The organism is Erythrobacter sp., assembly GCF_011765465.1.
Lineage (GTDB): Bacteria > Pseudomonadota > Alphaproteobacteria > Sphingomonadales > Sphingomonadaceae > Erythrobacter.
In genome coordinates, this window is record NZ_CP050265.1 from 2965143 (window position 1) to 2987619 (window position 22477).

The 22477-nt window shown below is 66.2% G+C and carries 22 protein-coding genes; 13 read left to right on the forward strand and 9 right to left on the reverse strand.

From position 1 onward, the window contains the following. Window positions 1-154 precede the first annotated feature (154 nt). A complete protein-coding gene (locus G9473_RS14385; protein WP_291134201.1) occupies window positions 155-763 on the reverse strand; it encodes an HNH endonuclease in 609 nt (202 codons plus the stop codon). A 181-nt stretch (window positions 764-944) separates the two neighbouring features. On the opposite strand from G9473_RS14385, the gene gluQRS reads away from it, so the two are divergent. From gluQRS to G9473_RS14410, 5 genes are all read left to right on the forward strand, one after another. Then, complete coding sequence (gene gluQRS, locus G9473_RS14390; protein WP_291134204.1) at window positions 945-1763, forward strand: tRNA glutamyl-Q(34) synthetase GluQRS; 819 nt, start codon at window positions 945-947, stop codon at window positions 1761-1763. Between the two features lie 24 nt (window positions 1764-1787). Beyond that, the gene (locus G9473_RS14395) at window positions 1788-2018 is read left to right on the forward strand and encodes a hypothetical protein (protein WP_291134206.1); all 231 of its coding nucleotides are present in this window, start codon (window positions 1788-1790) and stop codon (window positions 2016-2018) included. Between the two features lie 45 nt (window positions 2019-2063). After that, a complete protein-coding gene (locus tag G9473_RS14400; protein WP_291134208.1) occupies window positions 2064-2639 on the forward strand; it encodes a cob(I)yrinic acid a,c-diamide adenosyltransferase in 576 nt (191 codons plus the stop codon). Between the two features lie 75 nt (window positions 2640-2714). Next, window positions 2715-3584, forward strand: a complete 870-nt coding sequence (locus G9473_RS14405; RefSeq protein WP_291134212.1) for a 3-hydroxyacyl-CoA dehydrogenase NAD-binding domain-containing protein — start codon at window positions 2715-2717, stop codon at window positions 3582-3584. Window positions 3585-3661: 77 nt separating this feature from the next. Then, window positions 3662-3988, forward strand: coding sequence for a hypothetical protein (locus tag G9473_RS14410; protein WP_291134214.1), 327 nt, complete (start codon window positions 3662-3664; stop codon window positions 3986-3988). A gap of 23 nt (window positions 3989-4011) precedes the next feature. Here the strand turns inward: G9473_RS14410 and G9473_RS14415 are convergent, their stop codons facing one another. Beyond that, a complete protein-coding gene (locus tag G9473_RS14415) occupies window positions 4012-4491 on the reverse strand; it encodes a hypothetical protein (protein ID WP_291134216.1) in 480 nt (159 codons plus the stop codon). Between the two features lie 27 nt (window positions 4492-4518). Then, complete coding sequence (gene mutS, locus G9473_RS14420; protein ID WP_291138509.1) at window positions 4519-7140, reverse strand: DNA mismatch repair protein MutS; 2622 nt, start codon at window positions 7138-7140, stop codon at window positions 4519-4521. 214 nt (window positions 7141-7354) lie between these two features. On the opposite strand from mutS, the gene G9473_RS14425 reads away from it, so the two are divergent. Further along, a complete protein-coding gene (locus tag G9473_RS14425; protein ID WP_291134219.1) occupies window positions 7355-9628 on the forward strand; it encodes an NADP-dependent malic enzyme in 2274 nt (757 codons plus the stop codon). Between the two features lie 57 nt (window positions 9629-9685). Here the strand turns inward: G9473_RS14425 and G9473_RS14430 are convergent, their stop codons facing one another. Together G9473_RS14430 and G9473_RS14435 are read right to left on the reverse strand one after the other, a co-directional pair. Continuing rightward, entirely contained in the window at window positions 9686-10183 is a 498-nt protein-coding gene (locus tag G9473_RS14430; protein ID WP_291134222.1) for a ferritin-like domain-containing protein, read from the reverse strand. A 146-nt stretch (window positions 10184-10329) separates the two neighbouring features. Beyond that, a complete protein-coding gene (locus G9473_RS14435) occupies window positions 10330-11031 on the reverse strand; it encodes a tRNA (guanosine(46)-N(7))-methyltransferase TrmB (protein WP_291134225.1) in 702 nt (233 codons plus the stop codon). Between the two features lie 107 nt (window positions 11032-11138). On the opposite strand from G9473_RS14435, the gene G9473_RS14440 reads away from it, so the two are divergent. Then, complete coding sequence (locus G9473_RS14440) at window positions 11139-12356, forward strand: mechanosensitive ion channel domain-containing protein (RefSeq protein ID WP_291134228.1); 1218 nt, start codon at window positions 11139-11141, stop codon at window positions 12354-12356. A gap of 82 nt (window positions 12357-12438) precedes the next feature. Here G9473_RS14440 and ctrA read toward each other — a convergent pair whose 3' ends face one another. From ctrA to lptB, 3 genes are all read right to left on the reverse strand, one after another. After that, entirely contained in the window at window positions 12439-13134 is a 696-nt protein-coding gene (gene ctrA / locus G9473_RS14445) for a response regulator transcription factor CtrA (RefSeq protein ID WP_291134230.1), read from the reverse strand. Between the two features lie 180 nt (window positions 13135-13314). Beyond that, a complete protein-coding gene (gene rpoN, locus G9473_RS14450) occupies window positions 13315-14796 on the reverse strand; it encodes an RNA polymerase factor sigma-54 (protein WP_291134232.1) in 1482 nt (493 codons plus the stop codon). 20 nt (window positions 14797-14816) lie between these two features. Next, entirely contained in the window at window positions 14817-15605 is a 789-nt protein-coding gene (lptB, locus tag G9473_RS14455; RefSeq protein ID WP_291134236.1) for an LPS export ABC transporter ATP-binding protein, read from the reverse strand. 285 nt (window positions 15606-15890) lie between these two features. On the opposite strand from lptB, the gene G9473_RS14460 reads away from it, so the two are divergent. Then, entirely contained in the window at window positions 15891-16295 is a 405-nt protein-coding gene (locus G9473_RS14460; RefSeq protein WP_291134239.1) for a hypothetical protein, read from the forward strand. A 77-nt stretch (window positions 16296-16372) separates the two neighbouring features. Further along, entirely contained in the window at window positions 16373-17755 is a 1383-nt protein-coding gene (locus tag G9473_RS14465; protein WP_291134241.1) for a mechanosensitive ion channel domain-containing protein, read from the forward strand. Here G9473_RS14465 and ppa read toward each other — a convergent pair whose 3' ends face one another. Further along, window positions 17756-18289 carry an inorganic diphosphatase gene (gene ppa, locus G9473_RS14470; protein ID WP_291134243.1) on the reverse strand — a complete coding sequence of 178 codons (534 nt, stop codon included), beginning with the start codon at window positions 18287-18289 and terminating at the stop codon, window positions 17756-17758. It lies immediately after the preceding gene. A gap of 143 nt (window positions 18290-18432) precedes the next feature. Here ppa and hisS point away from each other — a divergent pair, with 143 nt between their 5' ends. From hisS to G9473_RS14490, 4 genes are all read left to right on the forward strand, one after another. After that, window positions 18433-19656, forward strand: a complete 1224-nt coding sequence (gene hisS / locus G9473_RS14475; protein ID WP_291134246.1) for a histidine--tRNA ligase — start codon at window positions 18433-18435, stop codon at window positions 19654-19656. Then, entirely contained in the window at window positions 19653-20720 is a 1068-nt protein-coding gene (gene prfA / locus G9473_RS14480; protein WP_291134249.1) for a peptide chain release factor 1, read from the forward strand. Before hisS ends, prfA begins: the two co-directional genes overlap by 4 nt. A gap of 2 nt (window positions 20721-20722) precedes the next feature. Then, on the forward strand, window positions 20723-21562 hold the full coding sequence (gene prmC / locus G9473_RS14485; protein ID WP_291134251.1) for a peptide chain release factor N(5)-glutamine methyltransferase: 840 nt from the start codon (window positions 20723-20725) through the stop codon (window positions 21560-21562). Between the two features lie 260 nt (window positions 21563-21822). Beyond that, window positions 21823-22449, forward strand: a complete 627-nt coding sequence (locus tag G9473_RS14490; RefSeq protein WP_291134254.1) for a DUF4167 domain-containing protein — start codon at window positions 21823-21825, stop codon at window positions 22447-22449. Window positions 22450-22477 lie beyond the last annotated feature (28 nt).

The following is a 22477-nucleotide window of genomic DNA, read 5'->3' on the forward strand; positions in this document are numbered from 1 at the left end:
CGAGTCGCGCGGGCGCTGGTTGACGTAGTCCATACACTCCCAAGTCGGTGGCAGGGGGCATGGCCGCGCGCGATTTCGGCTTTGGCAGCAGCGACGGGCAAGATTGCCCCGGGGACGAAGCTAGCGCGCAGGCGCGATGTAGGAAATCGGCCCGTCAGGCTTCGAGTTCGATGTCCCAGTAGAGCCAGTCGCGCCACGTCTCGTGGAGGTAGTTCGGCGGGAACTGCTTGCCATGCTGCTGCAATTGCCAGCTGGTCGGCCGGATCGGCTTCATCCGCACCGGCATTGCCGCCTGCTTCGGCGTGCGCCCGCCCTTTTTCATGTTGCACGGCGCGCAGGCGGTGACGATGTTTTCCCACGTCGTCTTGCCGCCGAGCCTGCGCGGCAGGACGTGGTCGAAGGTGAGGCTTTCCCCGCTCCCGCAATACTGGCACTGGAAGCGGTCGCGCAGGAACACGTTGAAGCGGGTGAAGGCGGGAAATTCGCTCTGCTTCACATATTGCCTGAGCGCGATCACGCTCGGGATTTTCATGTCGAGGCTGGGCGAGTGGACCTCGCGGTCGTAGCTGGCGACGATGTCGACCCGGTCGAGGAAGACCGCCTTGATCGCGGTCTGCCACGGCCAGACGCTCAAGGGGTAATAGGACAGCGGCGTATAGTCCGCATTGAGCACGAGCGCGGGACAGGCCGACAGGTTGCGCGTCGGGTCTTCGTCGCTGCTGCGGAACCGCGCAGCCCTTTCGATCAGATCGGCGTGAAACACGCTAGGCGTTCCTCCCTGATTGAACGAAGCATGGCGTGGCAAGGAAAAGAGTCAATGGCGTGACAGGCGGCTTATCCCCGGCGGCAAGCTGTGGGTCGGCTGTGGATAAGTTGTGTAGGCTGAGCTCCCGGGGGCCAGCAGAGTGGGGTTTCCATCCTGCTTGTGGCAAAAGGCGCGCGCTGTGGAAATCGTCACCCGCTTCGCCCCCAGTCCGAACGGCCCGCTCCATCTCGGCCACGCCTTTGCCGCGATCGTCGCCCACGACCGGGCGCGCGAGGCGGGCGGGCGGTTCCTGCTGCGGATCGAGGACATCGACGGCCCGCGTTCGCGGCCCGAGCTCGCCGACACCTTCCGCCGCGATCTCGAATGGCTCGGGCTCGAATGGGAGGAGGTTCCGGCGCAATCGACCCGGCTGGACAGCTACGAGGCGGCCGCCTCACGGCTGCGCGACAAGGGCCTGCTCTACCCCTGCACCTGCACCCGCCGGGAAATCGCCGCCGCCGCCACGCGCGAGGGGCCGGAAGGCCCGGTCTATCCCGGAACCTGCAAGGGCCGGACGGTCGATCCGACACTGCCCGCCGCGCTCCGGCTCGATGTCGAGAAGGCGCTCGCGCTGACCGGCGAGCTGCGCTGGTATGACGAGATCGCCGGCGAACAGCGCGCCGATCCGGCGGCGGGCGGCGACCCGGTGATCGTGCGCAAGGACCTGCCCGCAAGCTACCACCTCGCCGCGACGCTCGACGATGCGGCGGACGGGGTGACCGTGGTGACGCGCGGGCTGGACTTGTTTGCCGCCACCCACGTCCACCGCCTGCTGCAGGCGCTGCTCGACCTGCCCGTTCCCCGCTGGCATCATCACCGCCTGCTGCTCGACGAGGAGGGCCGCAAGCTCTCGAAAAGGCGCGGCTCGCCCGCGCTTTCCGACCGGCGCGAGGCGGGCGAGGACGGATTGATGCTTGCCCGGCAATTGCGCTTGCAGCATTTGCAGGCTGGAACCTGACCGCGAAAGGCCCATTTTCACCTCATGGAATATGTTCTCGTCCCCGCGCTCGTCATCCTGTGCATCATGGTCCTCGTGTCCCTGATCCGCGGGGTCGTGGCCTTCCTGAAGACCACCAAGATCGACCTTGAATCGGGCGAGGGCGAAACCGCGACCGATATGCAGCTCGCCCAGAACAAGGCGATGTTCGCGCGAATCAAGTATCAGGCTCTCGCGATCGTGGTGGTCGCGATCATTCTCGCCATCGCGCGGTAGACGCGCGCTAGACGGAGACGGCCCAAGCGCATAAGCCTTGCGCCCATGGTCAAGCTCAACCGCATCTATACCCGCACCGGCGACGACGGCACGACCGGGCTTGTCGACGGCTCACGCATCCCGAAACATTCCGTCCGCATCGAGGCGATCGGCATGGTCGACGAGGCGAACAGCGCGATCGGCCTTGCCGTCTGCGCCATTGCGGACGAGGCGCACCGCGCATTGCTGACCCGCGTGCAGAACGACCTGTTCGACCTCGGCGCGGACCTCGCGACACCCGCCGAGGACGGGGATTTCGCTCCGTCCGAAATGGTGCTGCGCATGGTTCCGGCGCAGGCCGAATGGATCGAGGCGCGGATCGATGAACTCAACGAACGGCTCGAACCGCTCACCAGCTTCGTCCTGCCCGGCGGGAGCGAGGCAGCGGCCCGCGTCCATGTCGCCCGCGCCACGACCCGCGCGGCCGAACGCGCGATGACCGCGCTCGCCGGGGAAAGCCCGGTCAATCCGGCGGCGAGCGCCTATATCAACCGCCTGTCCGACCTCCTTTTCGTGCTCGCGCGTGTGCTCAACGACGATGGCTCCACCGACGTCAAATGGGTCCCCGGCGCGAACCGCTAGCTATCCGCTGGCCTTTGGCGCCGCCTGCCGCTAACAGGCGCGGCACTTGGATGCTGCAGCTGCGAAGGAATTGAAATGCGGAACGTCGCCGTCATCGGGGCCGGACAGATGGGCACCGGGATCGCCCAGACCGTCGCCCAGCACGGAATGAAGGTCATGCTCGCCGATATCGACCTCGAACGGGCCGAAGCGGGCAAGGCCAATATCGAGAAGGCGGTGACGAAGCTGGTCGGCCGCGGAAAGATCGAGGCCGATCATGCCGAAGCCTTGCTCGCGCGGATCACGCCGGTTGCGGACTATACCCCGATGGAAGCCGCCGACCTCATCATCGAAGCGGCGACCGAAAAGGAAGAGATCAAGCAGGCGATCTTCGAGAACGCCAGCAAGGTGCTTGGTGAGAATGCGATCATGGCGAGCAACACGAGCTCGATCCCGATCACCCGCATGGCGAACCATTCGCCCGATCCCGAACGCTTCATCGGGCTGCATTTCTTCAATCCCGTGCCGGTCATGGGCCTGATCGAGGTCATTCCGGGCCTCGCCACTTCGCAGGAGACGACCGACGCCGTCACCGCCTTCGCGCGCGGGCTGGGCAAGGAAGTCGTGCTGTCGCAGGACGAACCGGGCTTCGTCGTCAACCGCATCCTGCTGCCGATGATCAACGAGGCCGTGTTCGTGCTCGGCCAGTCGACTGCGGGGATCGAGGACATCGACAAGGGCTGCCGCCTCGGCCTCAATCACCCGATGGGGCCGCTGCAGCTCGCGGATTTCGTCGGGCTCGACACCTGTCTCGACATCATCAAGGTGCTCTACAAGACCACCCGCGACAGCAAGTATCGCCCCGCGCCGCTGCTGGTGAAATATGTCGAGGCCGGCTGGCTCGGGCGCAAGACGGGGCGCGGTTTCTACGATTACAGCGGCGAAGCGCCCGTGCCCACGCGCTGAAGCGGGGGCGCTGGCAAGTAAGGGGCCAAGGAACATCGGGGCCTGGCTATCCGTTGGTTTTGCAAAGGAGATTTTGCATGACCGACCGCAAGGAAAACCCCGTCAGCCAGGAACAGCGCCAGTCGGGCCTCGCGCCCGAGACGCATAACGACGAACAGGACGACCACCGCCGGCAGGCGCAGGAAGTCGCCGAGGAAGCGCAGTCGGACGAAAGCGGCGAACCCGGCGGGACCGAAAGCCGCAAGCCCGCCTCACCCGGCATCGACAATGTCGCAGGAAACGAAACCGATATGGTCGAGGAGATGCGCCGGATGGAAGACACCGGAAAGATCGACCATTCCGCTTATGCGGGCGAGCCGAACCACGACGACAACACCGGGAAATACGACGGCAAGGAGCGCTGAGCGCGCCTCCTCGGCGCGCCGCATCAGCGGGGCGGGCCGCTCCCGACCTTCGCCCCCGGCTCGAGATCGGCGGCGATCGCTCGGGTCTGTGCGCTGGGCTGGTTCTTCGGCCCTTCGCCCTTGGGCGGATCGCCGATGCCTGCCGGGCCGGGGCGCCGCTTTGCCTCGACCTTGGATTCGAGGATGACGAAATCCTGTGAGCCCGGCTCGGTCGAGCGATCGGGCAGCGGGTCGAACCCGCGCGCATCGTCGATCAGCGCGTCAAGCGGGGCGGGCTCGCTCCGCGGGTTGTACCAGTCGTCGCCCGGCGCGTCCCCGGCAAAGCCCTGCGCGGCCGGCTGGGTCGCCGGGACCTTCGGTTCGACCTTGCGCTCGACCGCCGATTCCTCGGCCAGCGTGGAGGTCATGTCCCCCTGCGTGGCGGCGAAGATACCCGCGCCCACCACCACCATGCCCGCAAATGCGAGCGCGGCCTTGCTGTTCTCGAAAATGGTCCTCGACATGGCGGAATGAGACTAGCGCGGGCTTGGTTAAGGTTTGGTGGAGGTTGCCGCGCGCTTGAGGTCATAAAGCAGGTCGAGCGCCTCGCGCGGGGACAGGGCATCGACATCGAGATCGCGCAGGCGAGCGGCGATGCGCTCCTCCCCGCTCGGCTCGGGCGGGGCCGAGGCGGCCGCTGCGAAGAGCGGCAATTCGCCCAGGCCGGCCGCCAGCCCGCCGGTTTCGGTGCGCGCCTGTTCAAGCTTTTCGAGCACCTGTCCCGCCCGCTCGACGACTTCCTTCGGCACGCCCGCCAGCCGCGCGACGGCGAGCCCGTAGCTGCGATCCGCCGGACCCTCGGAGAGTTCGTGGAGCAGGACGAGGTCGCCCTTCCACTCGCGCGCGCGGACATGGTGGAGCGAGAGAGCCGGGCAGCTTTCGGCGAGCCGGGAGAGTTCGTGGTAATGGGTCGCGAACAGGCAGCGGCAGCCGATCCGCGAGTGGACCGCCTCGACCACCGCCCAGGCGAGCGCGAGCCCGTCATAGGTCGATGTGCCGCGCCCGACCTCGTCGAGGATGACGAAGCTGCGTTCCCCCGCCTGCGCGAGGATCGCGGCGGTTTCGACCATTTCGACCATGAAGGTCGAACGTCCCCGCGCGAGGTTGTCGGACGCGCCGACGCGGCTGAACAGGCGATCGACCAGCCCGATCCGGGCCGAGGTCGCGGGCACGAAGCAGCCGGCCTGCGCCATCAGAACGATCAGCGCGTTCTGGCGCAGGAAAGTCGATTTCCCGCCCATGTTCGGCCCGCCGATCAGCCATAGCCGGTCTTCGCCCGAAAGCGCGCAGTCGTTCGCGACGAAGCGTTCCCCCGCCTTCGCCAGCGCCGCCTCGACGACCGGGTGCCGCCCGCCGCGGATGTCGAGCACAGGGTCTTCCTCGATCTCGGGCCGGCACCAGTCGCCCTCCGCCGCGCGCTCGGCATTGCCCGCGGCCACGTCGATCCGCGCGAGTGCCGCCGCGGTCCGCGCGATCGCCTCGCGCGCGGCGTGGACTTCGCCCACCAGTTCCTCGAAATGCGCCTCCTCCGCCGCCAGCGCGCGCCCGCCCGCTTCGGAAATGCGCGAGGCTTCTTCGTGCAGGGCGAGCGAGTTGAACCGCACCGCGTCCTTCATCGTCTGGCGATGGGTGAAGCCGCTGTCGGCGGCCATGAAACGATCGGCATGGCGGGCGGGCACTTCGATGAAATAGCCCAGCACGCCGTTGTGCTTTATCTTGAGAGAGGGCGTTCCCGTCTCCTCGCGGTAGCGCGCCTCCATCGCCGCAATCGCCTTGCGCGCGTTGCCCGACACCTCGCGCAGTTCGTCGAGCGCGGCATCGTAGCCGCCGGCGATGAAGCCGCCATTGCCGCGCTCGGTCGGGGGGGAGGCGACGAGCGCTCGCGACAGCAGGTCGGTGAGCGCGCCATGGCCCGAAAGCTCAGGCAGCAGGCGGTCGAGGAGGGCAGGGCGGTCGGGTTCTCCCGCTAGCCATTCATGCAACCGCGCCGCTTCGGCGAGCCCGTCGCGCACCTGCCCCAGGTCGCGCGGGCTCCCGCGCCCCGCCGCGATCCGCCCGAGCGCGCGCCCGATGTCGGGCAGGGCGCGCAGGCTTTCGCGCAGGCGCGCGCGTTCGATCGGGCGGTCGAGCCAGAACCGCACCAGCGCGAGCCGCGCCTCGATTTCCTCCCGGTCGAGCAGTGGGGCCGACAGATCCTCCGCCAGCAGGCGCGATCCGGCCCCGGTCGAGCAGCGGTCGAGCGCGGCGGCGAGACTGCCCGCCCGTCCGCCGGTGGTGCTGGACAAGATTTCGAGGCTGGTGCGGGTCGCCTCGTCCATCGCCAGCCCCGCGCCGCCCGTGCGCCTGACCGGCGGCAGGAGCAGTGGCAGCCGCCCGCGCCCGGCGTGGTCGAGATAGGCGACCAGCCCGCCCGCCGCCGCCAGCATGGGCCGGGTGAAATCCCCGAACCCGTCGAGCGTGGAGACTCCGTGGACCTTGCGTAGCGCTTCCGCCCCGCCATCGCTCGAAAAGGCACTCTGCGGATGTGTCGCGGCCTCTTCCATGCCGGGCTCGTGGACGAAGGCGAAATCCTCCGGCACCACGATTTCGCTCGGCCCGAGCCGGGCGAGTTCCGCACCCAGCATTTCCGGCGCGCATTCCTCGAGCACCATGCGACCGGTCGAGATGTCCACGCTGGCGATCCCAATGACCCCGCGCACTTCGGCGAGCGCCACCAGCAGGTTCGCCCGGCGCGGTTCTAGCAGCGCCTCCTCGGTCAGCGTGCCAGCCGTGACGAAACGGACGATGTCGCGCTTGACCAGCACTTTCGAAGAGGGCGTGCCCTCGCGCTTCGCCCGCGCCTTGGCTTCCTCGGGCGTTTCGACCTGTTCGGCGATCGCGACCTTGCAGCCCGCCTTGATCAGCCGGGCGAGATAGCCTTCCGCCGAATGGACCGGGACGCCGCACATCGGGACCGGCTCGCCCCCGTGCTCGCCGCGCGTCGTCAGCGCTATGTCGAGCACCTGCGAGGCAGTCTTCGCATCCTCGAAGAACAGCTCGAAGAAATCGCCCATCCGGTAGAACAGGAGCGACCCGCCCGCCTCCTCCTTGAGCGCGAGATATTGCGCCATCATCGGGGTCGGCTTGCCCGTGGCTTTCGAGGCGGTGCTTGCGGCCATGGCTTTCGACTAGCACCGCGCAAGCGATTCGGAACGAGGCGTGCCCACGCTTTCCCCTGTTCCCTCCGCCCTTCTCTGAAGCGCACCGCACAAGAGCCTATCGTTTCCGGCAAGGCCGGGCTAAGCGGCTGGGACGCGAAGGATCTGGTGCATTTGGAGGGATACCGGCATGGCCGATGAAGCAGAGGGCGCGCCCAAGGGCGGCTTCACCACGCGCGAGGCGCTATTCTACCATGAGACGATCCGGCCCGGTAAGCTGGAAATCGTCGCGACCAAGCCGATGACCTCGCAGCGCGACCTGAGCCTCGCCTATTCGCCGGGCGTCGCCGCCCCGGTCGAGGCGATCGCACAGGATCCGAAGCTGGCCGCACGCTACACGGCGAAGGCGAACCTCGTCGCGGTGATCTCGAACGGGTCGGCGATCCTCGGGCTGGGCAATCTCGGCGCGCTCGCTTCGAAGCCGGTGATGGAAGGCAAGGCGGTGCTGTTCAAGCGCTTCGCCGACGTCGATTCAATCGATATCGAGCTCGCGACCGACGACCCCGAGAAGTTCATCGAGGCGGTCGCGCTGATGGAGCCGACCTTCGGCGGCATCAACCTCGAGGATATCAAGGCGCCCGAATGCTTCATCATCGAGGCCGCTCTGCGCGAGCGCATGAACATTCCGATCATGCACGACGACCAGCACGGCACTGCGATCATCACCGCGGCGGGCCTGCTCAATGCGTGCCACCTGACCAATCGCGACATCAAGGACGTGAAGGTCGTGGTGAACGGCGCGGGCGCGGCGGCGATCGCCTGCACCGCCCTCATCAAGGCGATGGGCGTGTCGCCGCAGAACGTCATCATGTGCGACCGCTCCGGCCCGATCACGCCCGACCGCGACAATGTCGACCAGTGGAAGAGCGCGCACGCGACAGCGACCGATGCGAAGGATCTCGAAGAGGCTCTCGAAGGCGCGGACATCTTCCTCGGCCTGTCGGCGGCGGGCGCGTTGAAACCCGAATGGGTCAAGAAGATGGCGGACAAGCCGATCATCTTCGCTATGGCAAACCCGGTCCCGGAGATCATGCCGGACGAGGCGAAGGAAGTCCGACCCGACGCGATCATCGCCACCGGGCGCAGCGACTTTCCCAACCAGGTCAACAACGTGCTGGGCTTCCCGTTCATCTTCCGCGGCGCGCTCGACGTGCAGGCGACGACTATCAACGAGGAAATGAAAGTCGCCGCCGCCACCGCGATCGCCGAGCTCGCGCGCGAACGTGTGCCGGAAGAGGTTGCGGCGGCCTATGGCAAGAATCACAAGTTCGGGACCGACTACATCATCCCGGCCCCCTTCGACCCGCGGCTGATCGAGGTCGTCTCCTCGGCCGTCGCCAAAGCAGCGATGGATTCGGGCGTGGCGCAGGCGCGGATCGAGGATTTCGACGCCTATCGGATGCAGCTGCGCTCGCGGCTCAACCCGACGACCTCGGTGCTCACCGGCGTCTACAACGAGGCCAAGGCGAACCCGAAGCGCATGGTCTTTGCCGAGGCCGAGGAAGAAGTCGTGCTGCGCGCCGCGATCCAGTTCCGCGATTTCGGCTATGGCAAGCCGATCCTGGTGGGGAGGACCAAAGCGGTTCTCGACAAGCTCCACCAGCTTTCGGTCAGCGATCCGGGCAGTTTCGAGATCCAGAATTCGGCCGACAGCGAGCACGTGCCCGCGATGGTCGATTATCTCTACAAGCGGCTCCAGCGGCGCGGCTATACCGAGCGCGACGTGCGCCGCATGGTTAACCAGGAGCGCAACGTCTTCGCCGCGCTGCTGGTCGCGCTGGGCCACGGCGACGGGATGATTTCGGGGCTCACCCGGACTTTCGCCCAGACGGTGCGCGAGGTGAACATGGTGCTCGACCGCAAGCCGGGCGCGCTGCCTTTCGGCATCCATATGATGATCGGCAAGAACCACACGACCTTCCTCGCCGACACGACGATGAACGAACGGCCGACTGCCGAGGAACTCGCCCATATCGCGCGGGAAACCGCCGCCGTCGCCCGTCGCATGGGCCACGAGCCGCGGGTCGCCTTTCTCTCCTATTCGACCTTCGGCAATCCGTCGGGCCAGTGGCTCGGCAATATCCGCGAGGCCGTCTCGATTCTCGACCGCGAGGATCCGGGCTTCGAATACGAGGGCGAGATGGCCCCCGATGCCGCGCTCAACCCGACGGTGATGAAGCTCTATCCCTTCAGCCGCCTGTCCGCGCCCGCCAACGTGCTGATCATGCCGGGCCTGCAATCGGCCAACCTTTCGGCCAAGATGCTGCGCGAACTGGGCGCGAACACGACCGTCGGCCCGATGCTGATCGGGATGGAGAAGCCAGTGCAGATCGCGCCGATGACCGCGCTTACCCCGGACGTGCTGACGCTCTCGGTCCTGGCGAGCGCGGGCGTCGTCGGCTGAAACGAAAAAGGGCCCGGCCGTTCGGCCGGGCCCTCTTCCAATCGATTCCGCGCGAGATCAGGCGGCGGCAGCCGGGTTCACTTCGCGCTCGGCGATCTTGTTCATGCGACGGTCGCCTTCGCGGGTTTCGTCGAGGCACTTGCCGAGGGTCGCGGCATCGTCCTTGAGGCCAAGACGATTGGCGAAGGCGGCGGCGGTGCCGTATCCGGCGACACCGTAGTGGACCATGCGCTGGTATTGCGTGATGATCGAGGCGTCGCGCACGTCCTCGTCCTCGATATCGGCATTGATCGCGTGGGCGTTGGCTTCGCGCACGAGACCTTCCATGCCCTTGCAGTGTTCGCCGGTCGGGTCGGCATCATGGCCTTCGATAAGGTTCTTGACCTTGTTCATGCCGTCTTCGATGCCTTTGACGCCATCGTCGAGCGCGGACTTGAGGTCGCTTTCGCTCGCCTTGTCACGCATCTTCTTCGTCGCTTCGAGCGACTGGCGATTGGCGCTGTAGATGTCCTGCAGTTGATCGACGTAGAGTTCGCGGAGGGTGGTGATAGCCATATGCTTGCCTTCCTTTCGATTGGTGTTCACCCAATCGACGGTCGAACCCCCGTCCGCGTTCCGAAAAATGCCGCGTTTACCGATGCTTGCGCGCTCGCTGATGGCTCAGCTGCGATGGAGCGTGAAGGCGGCGCCCGTGCCCTGTGTCACAGCCTGCGGAAACGGAAATACCACACCTCGTGGCCGAACTTATCGCGCGCCTTCTGTTCGTAGCGCGTCTCGCACCAGCCCGAGGGGCGGTTCTGCCAGCTCGAAGGGCCATCGACGACCCATTCGAAATGGTCGGTGTGACGCTGCATCACCATCAGGGCATGGCGCAGGTAGACCGCGTGGTCGGTTCCGAAACGCAGCTCGCCTCCGGGCTTCAGCTTGTCCGCGAACAGCGCGACCGGCCCGTCGTTCATCATCCGCCGCTTGGCATGGCGCGCCTTGGGCCAGGGGTCGGGATGGAGCAGGTAGATCATCGTCAGCGCACCGTCGGGCACGCGCTTCAGCACCTCGATCGCGTCGCCATGGTGGAGCCGGACATTGGCGAGCCGCTGCTCCTCGACATGGGTCAGCGCCTGCGCGACCCCGTTCAGAAACGGCTCCGCGCCGATGAAGCCATGGTTCGGCAGCAGGTCCGCGCGGTAGGCGAGGTGCTCGCCTCCGCCGAAGCCGATCTCGAAATGCAGCGGGCAATCCTCACCGAACAGGCGTTCGGCGGTCACGGGGCCGTCCTCGGGCACGGCGATCTGCGGCAGGAGGTTGTCGACGAGCCCCTGCTGGCGCGCGCGCAGCGGCTTTCCCACCGAGCGGCCGTAAAGCCGGCTGAGCGTGGTCGGGTCGCCTTCCTTGTATGCGGTCATGGCCGTTCTCTCGTCACCGGGGCGCGCTAGGGCGAGGGAGGGGCGCTTGTCCAGTCCCCTCGGCGGGGCTTGAGCCCGAAGCCACTCTGCCGCTATCGCGCCGGGCGATGAACGACCTTTTGACCAGTTTCGACGAACAGGCGCTGTGGGTGCAGTCGCTGATCGGCCTCCTGCTGCTCGCGACAGCCGCGCTGGCGGTCAATTTCCTGCTCAAGAAGGTGATCCTGCGCGCCGCCGCGCCCTTCCTCGACAAGCAGACCGACACCTCGGACAAGGCGGCCGCATGGCTGGCGACGGTCATCCCGCTGTTGATCGTCTCGCGCGGGATCGATTTCGTCCCGAATCTGCAGGAAACCGTGCGGCTGGTCATTACCAATGTCGCGCAGGGCCTGATCGTGCTTTCGATCGCTATGGCGATCGTAAAGGCGCTGACCTACGTCAACGAGGTCTACGAGCGTCGCCCGATCTCGAAGAACCGGCCGATCAAGGGCTATCTCCAGGTTCTCAAGATCGTCGTCCTGTGCGGCGCGGCGATCATCGTCATCTCGCTCCTGATCGGCGAATCCCCGCTCATCCTGCTCTCGGGTCTCGGCGCGATGGCGGCAGTGGTGCTGCTGGTTTTCAAGGACACGATCCTCAGCCTTGTCGCCAGTGTCCAGCTTTCGTCGAACGATATGCTGCGCGTTGGCGACTGGATCCAGATGCCGAGCATGAATGCCGATGGCGACGTGATCGACATCGCGCTGCACACGGTGAAGGTCCAGAATTTCGACAAGACGATCACCACGATCCCGACCCACCGGCTTATCTCGGACGCGTTCATCAACTGGCGCGGGATGAAGGACAGTGGCGGGCGGCGCATCAAGCGGGCGGTCCATCTCGATCAGAACACGATCCGCTTCCTGTCGGACGAGGAGATCGAGCGGCTGTCGCGCTTTCGCCTCATCAAGCCGTATCTCGATGCCAAACGCGCCGAGCTTGCCGAATGGAACGCGCGGACGCTCGAGGAGGGCGACGACCTCGTGAACGCGCGGCGGATCACCAATATCGGCACGCTGCGCGCCTATGCGGTCGCCTACATGAAGGACCATCCGCGTGTCAGCGACAAGGGCTTCACCCTGATGGCGCGCCAGCTTGCCCCGACGCCGCAGGGTGTGCCGCTCGAACTCTACTGCTTCGCTGCGACGACCGAATGGCCGGTCTACGAGGCGATCCAGTCGGACATCTTCGATCACATCCTCGCCATCATTCCCGAATTCGGCCTGCGGGTGTTTCAGCAGCCCTCCGGGCTGGACCTTGGCGAGGCGCTGCGCGGGCGGGCCTGAACGCCCGGACCGGGCCGATGCGAAAACACCCGGAGCGTCGCCGCCCCGGGTGCTGTCGCATTTCGAAGATTCCAGGAGGAAATCAGGCCGCTTCGACCTCTTCGCCCGGATCGCGCAGCACGTAGCCGCGGCCCCAGACGGTCTCGATGTAGTTTTCCCCGCCGCACGCGTGGCTGAGCTTCTTGCGCAGCTTGCAGATGAAGACGTCGATGATCTTAAGTTCAGGCTCGTCCATGCCGCCGTAGAGGTGGTTGAGGAACATTTCCTTGGTCAGCGTCGTGCCCTTGCGAAGCGAGAGCAGCTCGAGCATCGCGTATTCCTTGCCCGTCAGGTGGACCCGCGCGCCATCGACTTCGACCGTCTTGGCATCGAGGTTCACGGCGAGCTTGCCGGTGCGGATGATCGACTGGCTGTGGCCCTTCGACCGGCGCACCACGGCGTGGATGCGGGCGACCAGTTCCTCGCGGTGGAACGGCTTGGTCACGTAATCGTCGGCGCCGAATCCGAAGCTGCGGATCTTGCTGTCCATCTCGGCGATGCCCGAAAGGATCAGCACCGGCGTCTGCACCTTGGCGACGCGCAGCTTCTTGAGCACGTCATAGCCGTGCATATCGGGCAGGTTCAGGTCGAGCAGGATGATGTCGTAATCATACAGCTTGCCCAGATCGAGCCCTTCCTCGCCCAGGTCGGTCGAATAGACGTTGAAGCCTTCGGTCGTGAGCATGAGCTCGATCGCCTTGGCCGTGGTCGGTTCGTCCTCGATCAGAAGCACTCGCATTTCCGGTCCCCTGTTTGCCCCGCATGGCGGACATCGTGTGCATGGTAACGCCTCGGCAAGAGGTGTTGCCCTTCATTAACCACACAACATCTGAACGGAAAAGGTTAATTAAGCGTAAAGCCATGTTTTGCCGCGAGTCGCAGGTGTTGATACCTAGGCTTTTCGCGGAGCGCGCCAGGGTCAGAGCCCCGCGATTTTCTTGGCCCTGCGGCGCTCGGCGCTCGATCCTATGCCGATCGCTTCGCGGTATTTCGCCACCGTCCGCCGGGCGAGGTCGAAGCCTTCCTCCTTGAGCAGGTCGGCGAGTTTCTGGTCGGACAGGATCTTCTTCGGGTCTTCCGCCTCGCACAGCGCACGGATCCGGGCCTTGATCGCCTCGGACGAGGCACCTTCTCCGTCGCTGGAGGCGACCCCGCTGGAGAAGAAATACTTGAGCTCGAACGTGCCGCGGTCGCAGGCGAGATACTTGTTGCTGGTCACGCGGCTGACCGTGCTTTCGTGCATCTCGATCTTCTCCGCCACCTCGCGCAGAGTCAGCGGGCGCAGTTCGGAAACCCCGTGGCGAAAGAAACCGTCCTGGCGCCGCACGATCTCGGCGGCGGTTTTGAGGATCGTCTTCTGCCGCTGGTCCAATGCACGGATCAGCCAGTGCGCGTCGGCGAGCTTTTCCTTGAGCCAGCCTTGCGATTCCCGGTCAGCGGCAGAGGTGCTGATCTCTACATAATAGCTGCGATTGACGACGAGGCGCGGCAGGGTGTCCTCGTTGATCGCGATGTCCCAGCCGCCCGTGCCGTTCGCGCTCAGGATGACGTCGGGAACGACCGCATCGACACGCGAGGGCGCAAAGGCGAGGCCGGGCTTGGGATCGTAGCCGCGCAATTCGCGCAGCATGTCGGCGAAGTCCTCCTCGTCGACCTCGCACATCCGCCTGAGGCGCGCGATTTCCCCTCGGGCGAGCAGGTCGAGATTGTCGATCAGCTTCGCCATGCACGGGTCGTAGCGGTCGGCTTCGCGAGCCTGGATGGCAAGGCATTCGGCAAGGCTGCGCGCGCCGACACCCGCCGGGTCGAGCGACTGGACCAGCGCCAGCGCATCCTCGACCGCGCCCCGGTCGGCACCAAGGTCGTAGGCGATAGCATCGAGGTCGAAGCCGAGATAGCCCGCATCGTCGAGCAGTCCGATAATGTGGCGGGCGACAAAGGCCTGCCGCTCGTCCCGCGCCGCGGCTCCGACCTGCGCCAGCAGGTATTCGCCCAGCGTCGTTTCGGCCGCGCCGAGCTGTTCGAGGTCGGGGTAATCCTCGCCGCTCGCCGCGCCGGACGTCGAGAGCGCGCCGCTCCAGTCCCCGCTGTCCCCGTCTCCGGTATCGCGCTCACGGTCGAGCGCGGCGGGGTCGAGGTCGAGCGGCGCATCGCCCTCGCCCTCACCCGCCGCGATCAGACGGTCGCTGTCGAATTCCTCGCGCGGGGCGTCGTCGGGCTCGTCGCGCTCCTCGCTTGCCGTGCCGCCCGCCTCGAGCAGCGGGTTCGCCTCCAGCGCCTCGCCGATATAGGTTTCGAGTTCGAGATTGGATGCCGCCAGCAGCTTGATCGCCTGCTGCAATTGCGGCGTCATCACCAGCGATTGCGATTGCCTCAGGTCTAGCCGCGGACCCAGCGCCATGGCCTATCCCCGCTGCCGGCTCACAGCGTGAAGCTCTCGCCGAGGTAGAGCCGCCGCACGTTCTCGTCCGCGACGAGTTCCTGCGGGCTGCCCGCGAACAGCACCTGCCCCCCGTAGATGATGCAGGCGCGGTCGACGATGTCGAGCGTCTCGCGGACGTTGTGATCGGTGATCAGCACCCCGATCCCGCGGCGCTTGAGATCCTTCACCAGGTCGCGGATGTCGCTGATCGAGAGCGGGTCGATCCCGGCGAAGGGTTCGTCGAGCAGCATGATCGAAGGTTTCGCCGCGAGCGCCCGGGCGATTTCGCAGCGCCGCCGTTCGCCGCCCGACAGCGCCATCGCGGGCGCGTCGCGCAGCCGGGTGAGGCCGAATTCGCCGAGCAGGCGTTCGAGTTCGGCCTTGCGCGTCTCGCGGTCGGGTTCGACCAGTTCGAGCACCGCATTGATGTTCTGCTCGACCGTCATCCCGCGAAAGATGCTGGTTTCCTGCGGCAGGTAGCCGAGACCGAGGATCGCACGGCGATACATGGGCAGGTTGGTTACGTCTTCTCCGTCCATGAGGATGCGGCCCGAATCGGGTTTGACGAGGCCCATGATCGAATAGAAACAGGTCGTCTTGCCCGCCCCGTTCGGCCCGAGCAGGCCGAGCACCTCGCCCTTCGCCACGGTCAGCGAGATGTCGGTCAGCACCGCGCGCTTGTCGTAGCTCTTGGCGATCGAGATGACCTCGAGCCCGCGCTTGCCTTCGCCCGCTTCGTCGGCGGAAGCGCTGCCTGCGGGGGCATCGATCACGGATGACTTGTCCATGGAAGGACGCTCTAGCATTCATGACGGGGCAGGAAAGGGGCAGAATCTCGGAATTGGCAGGATTTTTGCTAGCATTGCGCGGGCGCAATCGCCTGATGGAGCTGCTGCGCTGCCTTCGTGGAACATCGCACCGGGGAAGGGTGAAGCAAATCCGGCGAAATCCGGAGGTTGCGCTGCTTCTGGTGCGTGCAGCGCAACGATGTTTCGGTTTGGTTACCGTCCTTGCAACAAGGCGACGGTTCTGTGATACTCGCACGGCAGATGGAGATTGATCGGGGATCGACCATGACCGAGACTTCGCACGATACGCATCGCCCTGCGGCCCGGATCGCGGGAAGAACGGCGCGACGGCAAGCGGAGGCCCCGCGCGACTGGCGCCGCGCGATGAGCGACCATGTCGCCTATGCGCTGCTGGTCTACACCGGCCTGCAGATCTTCATGACGGTCAAGGCGCTGAACGAAGGCGGCTCGGGCCTGCTGCCCTATGCCGCACTGGTTATCCTCGTTGCGGGCATCATCCCTGCCTGCCGCTGGTTCGAGAAGCGCTGGTCGGACCTTTCTGATGCCCAGGCGATCGATCCCGCGCACGCGGCGGCGTTCCGGCGGGATGCCTCCGCGCTCTGGCTCCTCGCGATCGGCTTGCCCGTTGCCCTGACCATCCTGATCAAGGCCGCCTTCGCCCTGTTCTGAGCGATGGCCGGACAAGCCCGGCCCTTTCGCGCGGTCCGGCTTGCTGTATGCTCCCTCTCCCGATTGTCCGGGGAAAGGTGAGTGAATTGGCGGTCCTGCGTTTCCTGACCATCCTGATTACGGCTTTGCTGGCCGCTCCGCTGGCCGCCGTCCCTTCGGTCACGACGCCCGCAGAGACGCCCGCCGCGAAGGAGCCCGCCGCTGAGATCGCGCAGGAACAGGACGCTGCCGGCGATGCACGGATTGAGGCGCGGATCGAGGGCATCTTCTCCGAACTTCCGCAATTCGGGACCGTCACCGTGACCGTGCGCGAGGGTGTCGTCACTCTGGCCGGAACCCTGCCCGATGCCGAGACCATCGCCCGCGCCGAGGCGATTGCAAGCCGGGTGTCGGGCGTCGCAACGGTCGAGAACCGCATCCGGCGCGACCTCTCGATCGAACGCAACCTGTCGATCATCGGCCAGGCGTCGCAGGTCGCCAGCGATACGCTCGCCCTCCTGCCGCTGCTGGGGATCGCGGCGATCATCGCGGCGCTGGTCGGAGGCTTCGGCTATCTGCTCGCAAGCTTTGGCTTCGTATGGGACCGAATCGCGCCCAACGCCTTCCTTGCCGAGCTCATCCGCACCGCCATCCGCTTCCTGTTCGTCGTCGGCGGCCTCGTGATCGCGCTCGATATGCTCGGCGCTGGCGCGCTGCTGGGCGCGCTGCTTGGCGGGGCGGGCGTGATCGGGATCGCTCTGGGTTTCGCCATGCGCGACACGGTCGAGAACTACGTCGCCTCACTGATGCTGAGCCTGCGCCAGCCTTTCCGTCCCAACGACCACGTGCTGATCGACGACCTCGAAGGCCGCGTGATCCGCCTCACCAGCCGGGCGACGATCCTGATGACGCTGGAAGGTAACCACCTGCGCATTCCCAATTCGCAGGTCTTCAAGGCGGTGATCCTGAATTACACGCGCAACCCGCAGCGGCGCTTCGATTTCGAGCTCGGGATAGATGCCGACGACGATCCGAGAGAGGCGATGACGCTCGGGATCGAGGTGCTTGCCGGCCTCGCCTTCGTCCTCGACACCCCGCCGCCGAGCGCGCGGATCGTCAATGTCGGCGATTCGAACATCGTGATCCAGTTCTTCGGTTGGATCGACCAGCGCGACGCGGACTGGTTCAAATCGCGAAGCCTCGCCATCGCCGCAGTCAAGGATGCGCTCGAGGAAGCCGGTTTCGCGCTGCCCGAGCCGATCTACCGCCTGCGCTTCGACGGGCGCACCGACCCCTTGCCGATCGGCCGTTCGCGCGGCGAAGGGAGGGCGCCGGAACGACCGCGCAAGGGCCGCGCGGCGCTCTCGGAGGCGCAGGACACGAAGCCCGAAAGCGAGATCAGCGAACTTGTCGAAGCCGAGCGCAGCACCGACCCGGCGCAGGAACGCGACCTGCTCGACGAACACCGCCCGGTCGAGTGATCAGCCGCCGTTCTGGGCGCGCTCGATCGCTTCCATGACGATCTTGCGGGCCTCGGCACGGGTTCCCCAATTGCCGACGCGCACCCACTTTTCGGCTTCGAGATCCTTGTAGTGCGTGAAGAAGTGCTCGATCTGCTGGAAGATGATCGAGGGCAGGTCCTTGGTCTCGCCGACATCCGAGTAATAGGGGAAGGTCGTGTCCACGGGCACGCAGACGAGCTTTTCGTCGCCGCCATGCTCGTCCTCGAGATTGAGCACGCCGATCGGGCGCGCGCTGACGACGCAGCCGGGAATGAAAGGCGAGCGCGAGATCACCAGCGCGTCGAGCGGGTCCCCGTCGGGCGAGAGCGTGTGCGGGACGAAGCCGTAATTGGCCGGATAGCGCATCGGCGTGTGCAGGATGCGGTCGACGAACAGCGCGCCCGATTCCTTGTCGAATTCGTATTTCACCGGCTCCCCGCCGGTCGGCACTTCGATGATGACATTGAGGTCGTCGGGGGGATTCTTGCCGGTCGGAATCTTGTCGATGCGCATGAATGCTGTCCTGTCCTGTCTAGCTTTGGCCGCCGGTCCCCCCTCTCTCCCGAGGCCAGCGCTGCGCGCCGATAGCCCGCTCTTCATATTGCGGCAACCGGAAGTCTCGCCTAATCGCGCCCGCAACCAAGGACATTCCTTCGATGAGCAAGAACACCCCCAAGGCCATTCGCGGCACCCAGGACATTTTCGGCGCCGAGGCCGAAGCCTTCGCCTTCGTCGTCGAGACGTTCGAGCGGGTGCGGAAACTCTACCGCTTTAGGCGCGCCGAATTCCCGGTGTTCGAGCGGACCGAGGTCTTCGCGCGCTCGTTGGGCGAGACGACCGACGTGGTGTCGAAGGAGATGTATTCGTTCGAGGACCGCGGCGGGGAATCGCTCACCCTGCGCCCCGAATTCACGGCGGGAATAGCGCGCGCCTTCCTGACCAACGGCTGGCAGCAGCACGCGCCGCTAAAGGTCGCGACCCATGGCCCCCTGTTCCGCTACGAGCGCCCGCAGAAGGGCCGCTATCGCCAGTTCCACCAGATCGACGCCGAGATCATCGGCGCGGCCGAGCCGCAGGCGGATGTCGAACTGCTCGCAATGGCCGACCAGCTCCTGAAAGAGCTCGGCATCGAGGGCGTGACGCTGCACCTCAACACGCTGGGCGATGCGGCGAGCCGCGAGGCGTGGCGTGCGGGGCTGGTCGACTATTTCGGCAAGGTCGAGGGCGAATTGTCCGAGGATTCGCAGAAGCGGCTGCACAAGAACCCGCTGCGCATCCTCGATTCCAAGGACCCGCGCGACCGCGCCTTTCTTGCCGACGCGCCGCGGATCGACGATTACCTGTCGGACGAGGCGCGCGGCTTCTTCGAGGCGGTGACGAGCGGCCTCGATGCGGCGGGCGTGAAGTGGGTGCGCGCGGAAAGCCTCGTGCGCGGGCTCGACTACTATCGCCATACCGCCTTCGAATTCATCCCCGACGAGGGTTCGGCGGCAGCTGAGGCGCTCGGCGCGCAGAGCACCGTGCTGGGGGGTGGCCGCTATGACGGCCTTATGGAGAGCCTCGGCGGCCCAGCGACTCCGGCGGTCGGCTGGGCGGCGGGGATCGAGCGGCTGGCGATGCTGGTGGCGCAAGAGGGCGAAAAGCCAGCAGACGTAATTGTGGTGGTCGAGGACGATACGCTTCTTGCCGATGCCACTGCATCGATTGGAAAGCTGCGTGCGGCAGGTTTCGCCGCGGAAATGGTGGCGACCGGCAGTGTTCGCAAGCGCTTCGATAAGGCGTCGAAAATGGGGGCAAAGAGCCTCGTTTCATTCGTTTCCGCCGAGAGTGTTAGGATCCGCGGCGAGCGTCAGGGCGAAATTGAAGCCTTGCTCGCATGAAAATCCCCCCCGAACGCCTCGACCAGATCGCCAACCGCTTCGCCGAGCTCGAAGCGCGCATGGCGTCCGGCACGCTCGAGGGTGAGGAATTCGTGCGCGCCAGCCGCGACTATGCCGAGCTCGAACCCGTCGCCAAGGCCGCGCGCGAGGTGAAGGCCATGCGCGATGAGATCGCGGGGCTTGAGGAGATGCTCGCCGACCCCGAAATGAAAGCCATGGCAGAAGAGGAACTCGCCGCCCTGCGCGAGGCCCTGCCGGCTCGCGAACGCCAGCTTGCCGTTGCGCTCCTTCCCCGCGATTCGGCGGACGCGAAACCCGCCATGCTTGAAATCCGCGCCGGGACCGGGGGCGATGAAGCGGCGCTCTTTGCGGGCGATCTTTACCGGATGTACGAACGCTTCGCCGCCGAACAGGGCTGGCGGGTCGAGCCGGTCAGCATGAATGCGGCCGAGGTCGGCGGCTTCAAGGAAATCGTCGCCAATGTCTCCGGGCAGGGCGTCTTCGCCAAGCTGAAATTCGAGAGCGGTGTCCACCGCGTCCAGCGCGTGCCCGTCACCGAAAGCGGGGGGCGCATCCACACCTCCGCGGCGACCGTCGCGGTGCTGCCGGAACCCGACGAGGTCGACGTGCAGATTGAGGACAAGGATCTCAAGATCGACATCTACCGCGCAAGCGGCGCGGGCGGGCAGCACGTCAACACGACCGATTCGGCGGTGCGCATCACCCACCTGCCGAGCGGCATCGTCGTCACCCAGCAGGACGAGCGCAGCCAGCACAAGAACCGGGCCAAGGCGATGCAGGTGCTGCGCGCGCGCCTCTATGAAAAGATGCGCGACGAAGCCGAAGGCGCGGAGGCCGAGGCGAGAAAGGCCATGGTCGGCTCGGGCGACCGGTCGGAACGCATCCGCACCTACAACTTCCCGCAAGGGCGCGTGACCGACCACCGCATCGGGCTGACGCTGCACAAGCTCGACGAGGTGCTGGCAGGGCCGGGCCTTGCCGAACTGGTCGACGCGCTGATCGCCGAGGACGAGGCGAAGCGGCTCGCGGCGTTGGCGGAGTGACGATGACCATCGCCGAGGCGCTGCGCGAGGCTGCGGCTCGGCTGGCCGCGACGAGCGACACGGCGCGGCTCGATGCCGAACTGCTGATGGCGCACGCGCTTGGCGTCACTCGCTCGCAAATGCTGCTCCGGCATATGCAGGCTCCTTCACCCTGCCCATTCGAGAGCTTAGTCGCGCGGCGTGCGGGCCATGAGCCGGTCGCCTACATCACCGGCACCTGCGAATTCTACGGGCGCGAATTCCGGGTCGGGCCGGAAGTGCTGATCCCGCGCTCCGACAGCGAGACCGTGATCGAGGCCGCGCTCGATGCGCTCGGCCGGGAAGCCGGGGCGATCGTCGATCTCGGCACCGGATCGGGTGCGCTGCTGCTCACCCTGCTGGCCGAACGGGACGGCTTCACCGGCATCGGCCTCGACCGCAGCGAGGAGGCGCTGCGCATTGCGCGGGACAATGCGCAGCATCTTGGCCTTGCAACGCGGGCGCAGTTCCAAGCGGGCGACTGGACCCGGTCCGATGCGAGCGGCGATGCGTGGTATGCCGGCCTGCCGCTCGCCGACCTCGTCATCGCCAATCCGCCCTATGTCGAGGACGACGCCGATCTCGCGCCCGACGTGCGCGATTTCGAGCCGGCGGGCGCGCTATTCGCCGGTCCCGAGGGGCTCGACGATTACCGCATCATCGTCCCCGCGCTGCCCGCGATGCTCAGGGATGGCGGCGTGGCGGTGCTCGAGATCGGGGCGACGCAGGGGGAGGCGGTGAGAGCGCTCGGCGAAGCGGCGGGATTCGCTGTCGAAATCCGCCTGGACCTTGCGAATCGCCCCCGCGCGGCGATCCTGAGTTGAGGAAAATCCCGCAAGGGCTTGGCAAACCGGCCGCGCATCGCTACCTCACGTATCAGGCAAGCGATCTGCGAAGGGCGCAAATCGCTCAGGCCGAGCTCCAAATCTCGCTTGAAACGGCCGTTAGGGCACGTCCCCGGCCTTTGGCAGCGCGGAGCGCGCGCCCCTCTGGCGGAAAAGCCATGTCGGCGGCGCATAGCAAGGGGTCTGTTGACCGTGTGTGCATCAATGCTTGCGCCAGGTCGCTGATAAGGAAAATTTCCTTGAATAACAATCGCAACAATCGCCGCCGTGGTCGCGGAAACCGCAATTCGGGCGGGGGCAACCAGCTCAACCGGATCGACAGCCGGGCGCGCGGTAATGCGCCGCAGCTGCTCGAGAAGTACAAGAAGCTGGCGCAGGACGCGCAGCACAATGGCGACCGGGTCCAGGCCGAATATTACCTGCAGTTCGCCGATCACTATTTCCGCGTGATCGCGGACAACAAGGCACGCCAGGAAGAGGCGCGGTCGAAGCGCAACGACGATCGCGGTCAGTCCGACGACGATGACGACGGCGACGACGACAACCGCCGCAGCGACGGCAATCGGGGTGAGAGCAAGCGCGGCGGCAATCGCCGTTCGCGCTCCCGCCGCGACGACACCGACAGCGAAAGCACCCCGAACGAGGGCGAGGAAGGTGTCGAGGGCGAAGCGGTCGAGCCGAAGCGCAAGTCGCGCAAGCCCCGCGGCGGCGAAGACGCCAAGGAAAGCCGCTCCCCGTCAAAGCGCAAGCCCCGATCGAAGAAGAGCGAGGACGGCGGCGAAATCGACTCCTCCGTACTCCCGCCCTCGATCGGCGCCGAGGACGCCTCTTCCGGCGGCGACGATAACCTCGAGACGGTCGACTGATCCTTTGCGCGGGCCCGGTCCGCATCGG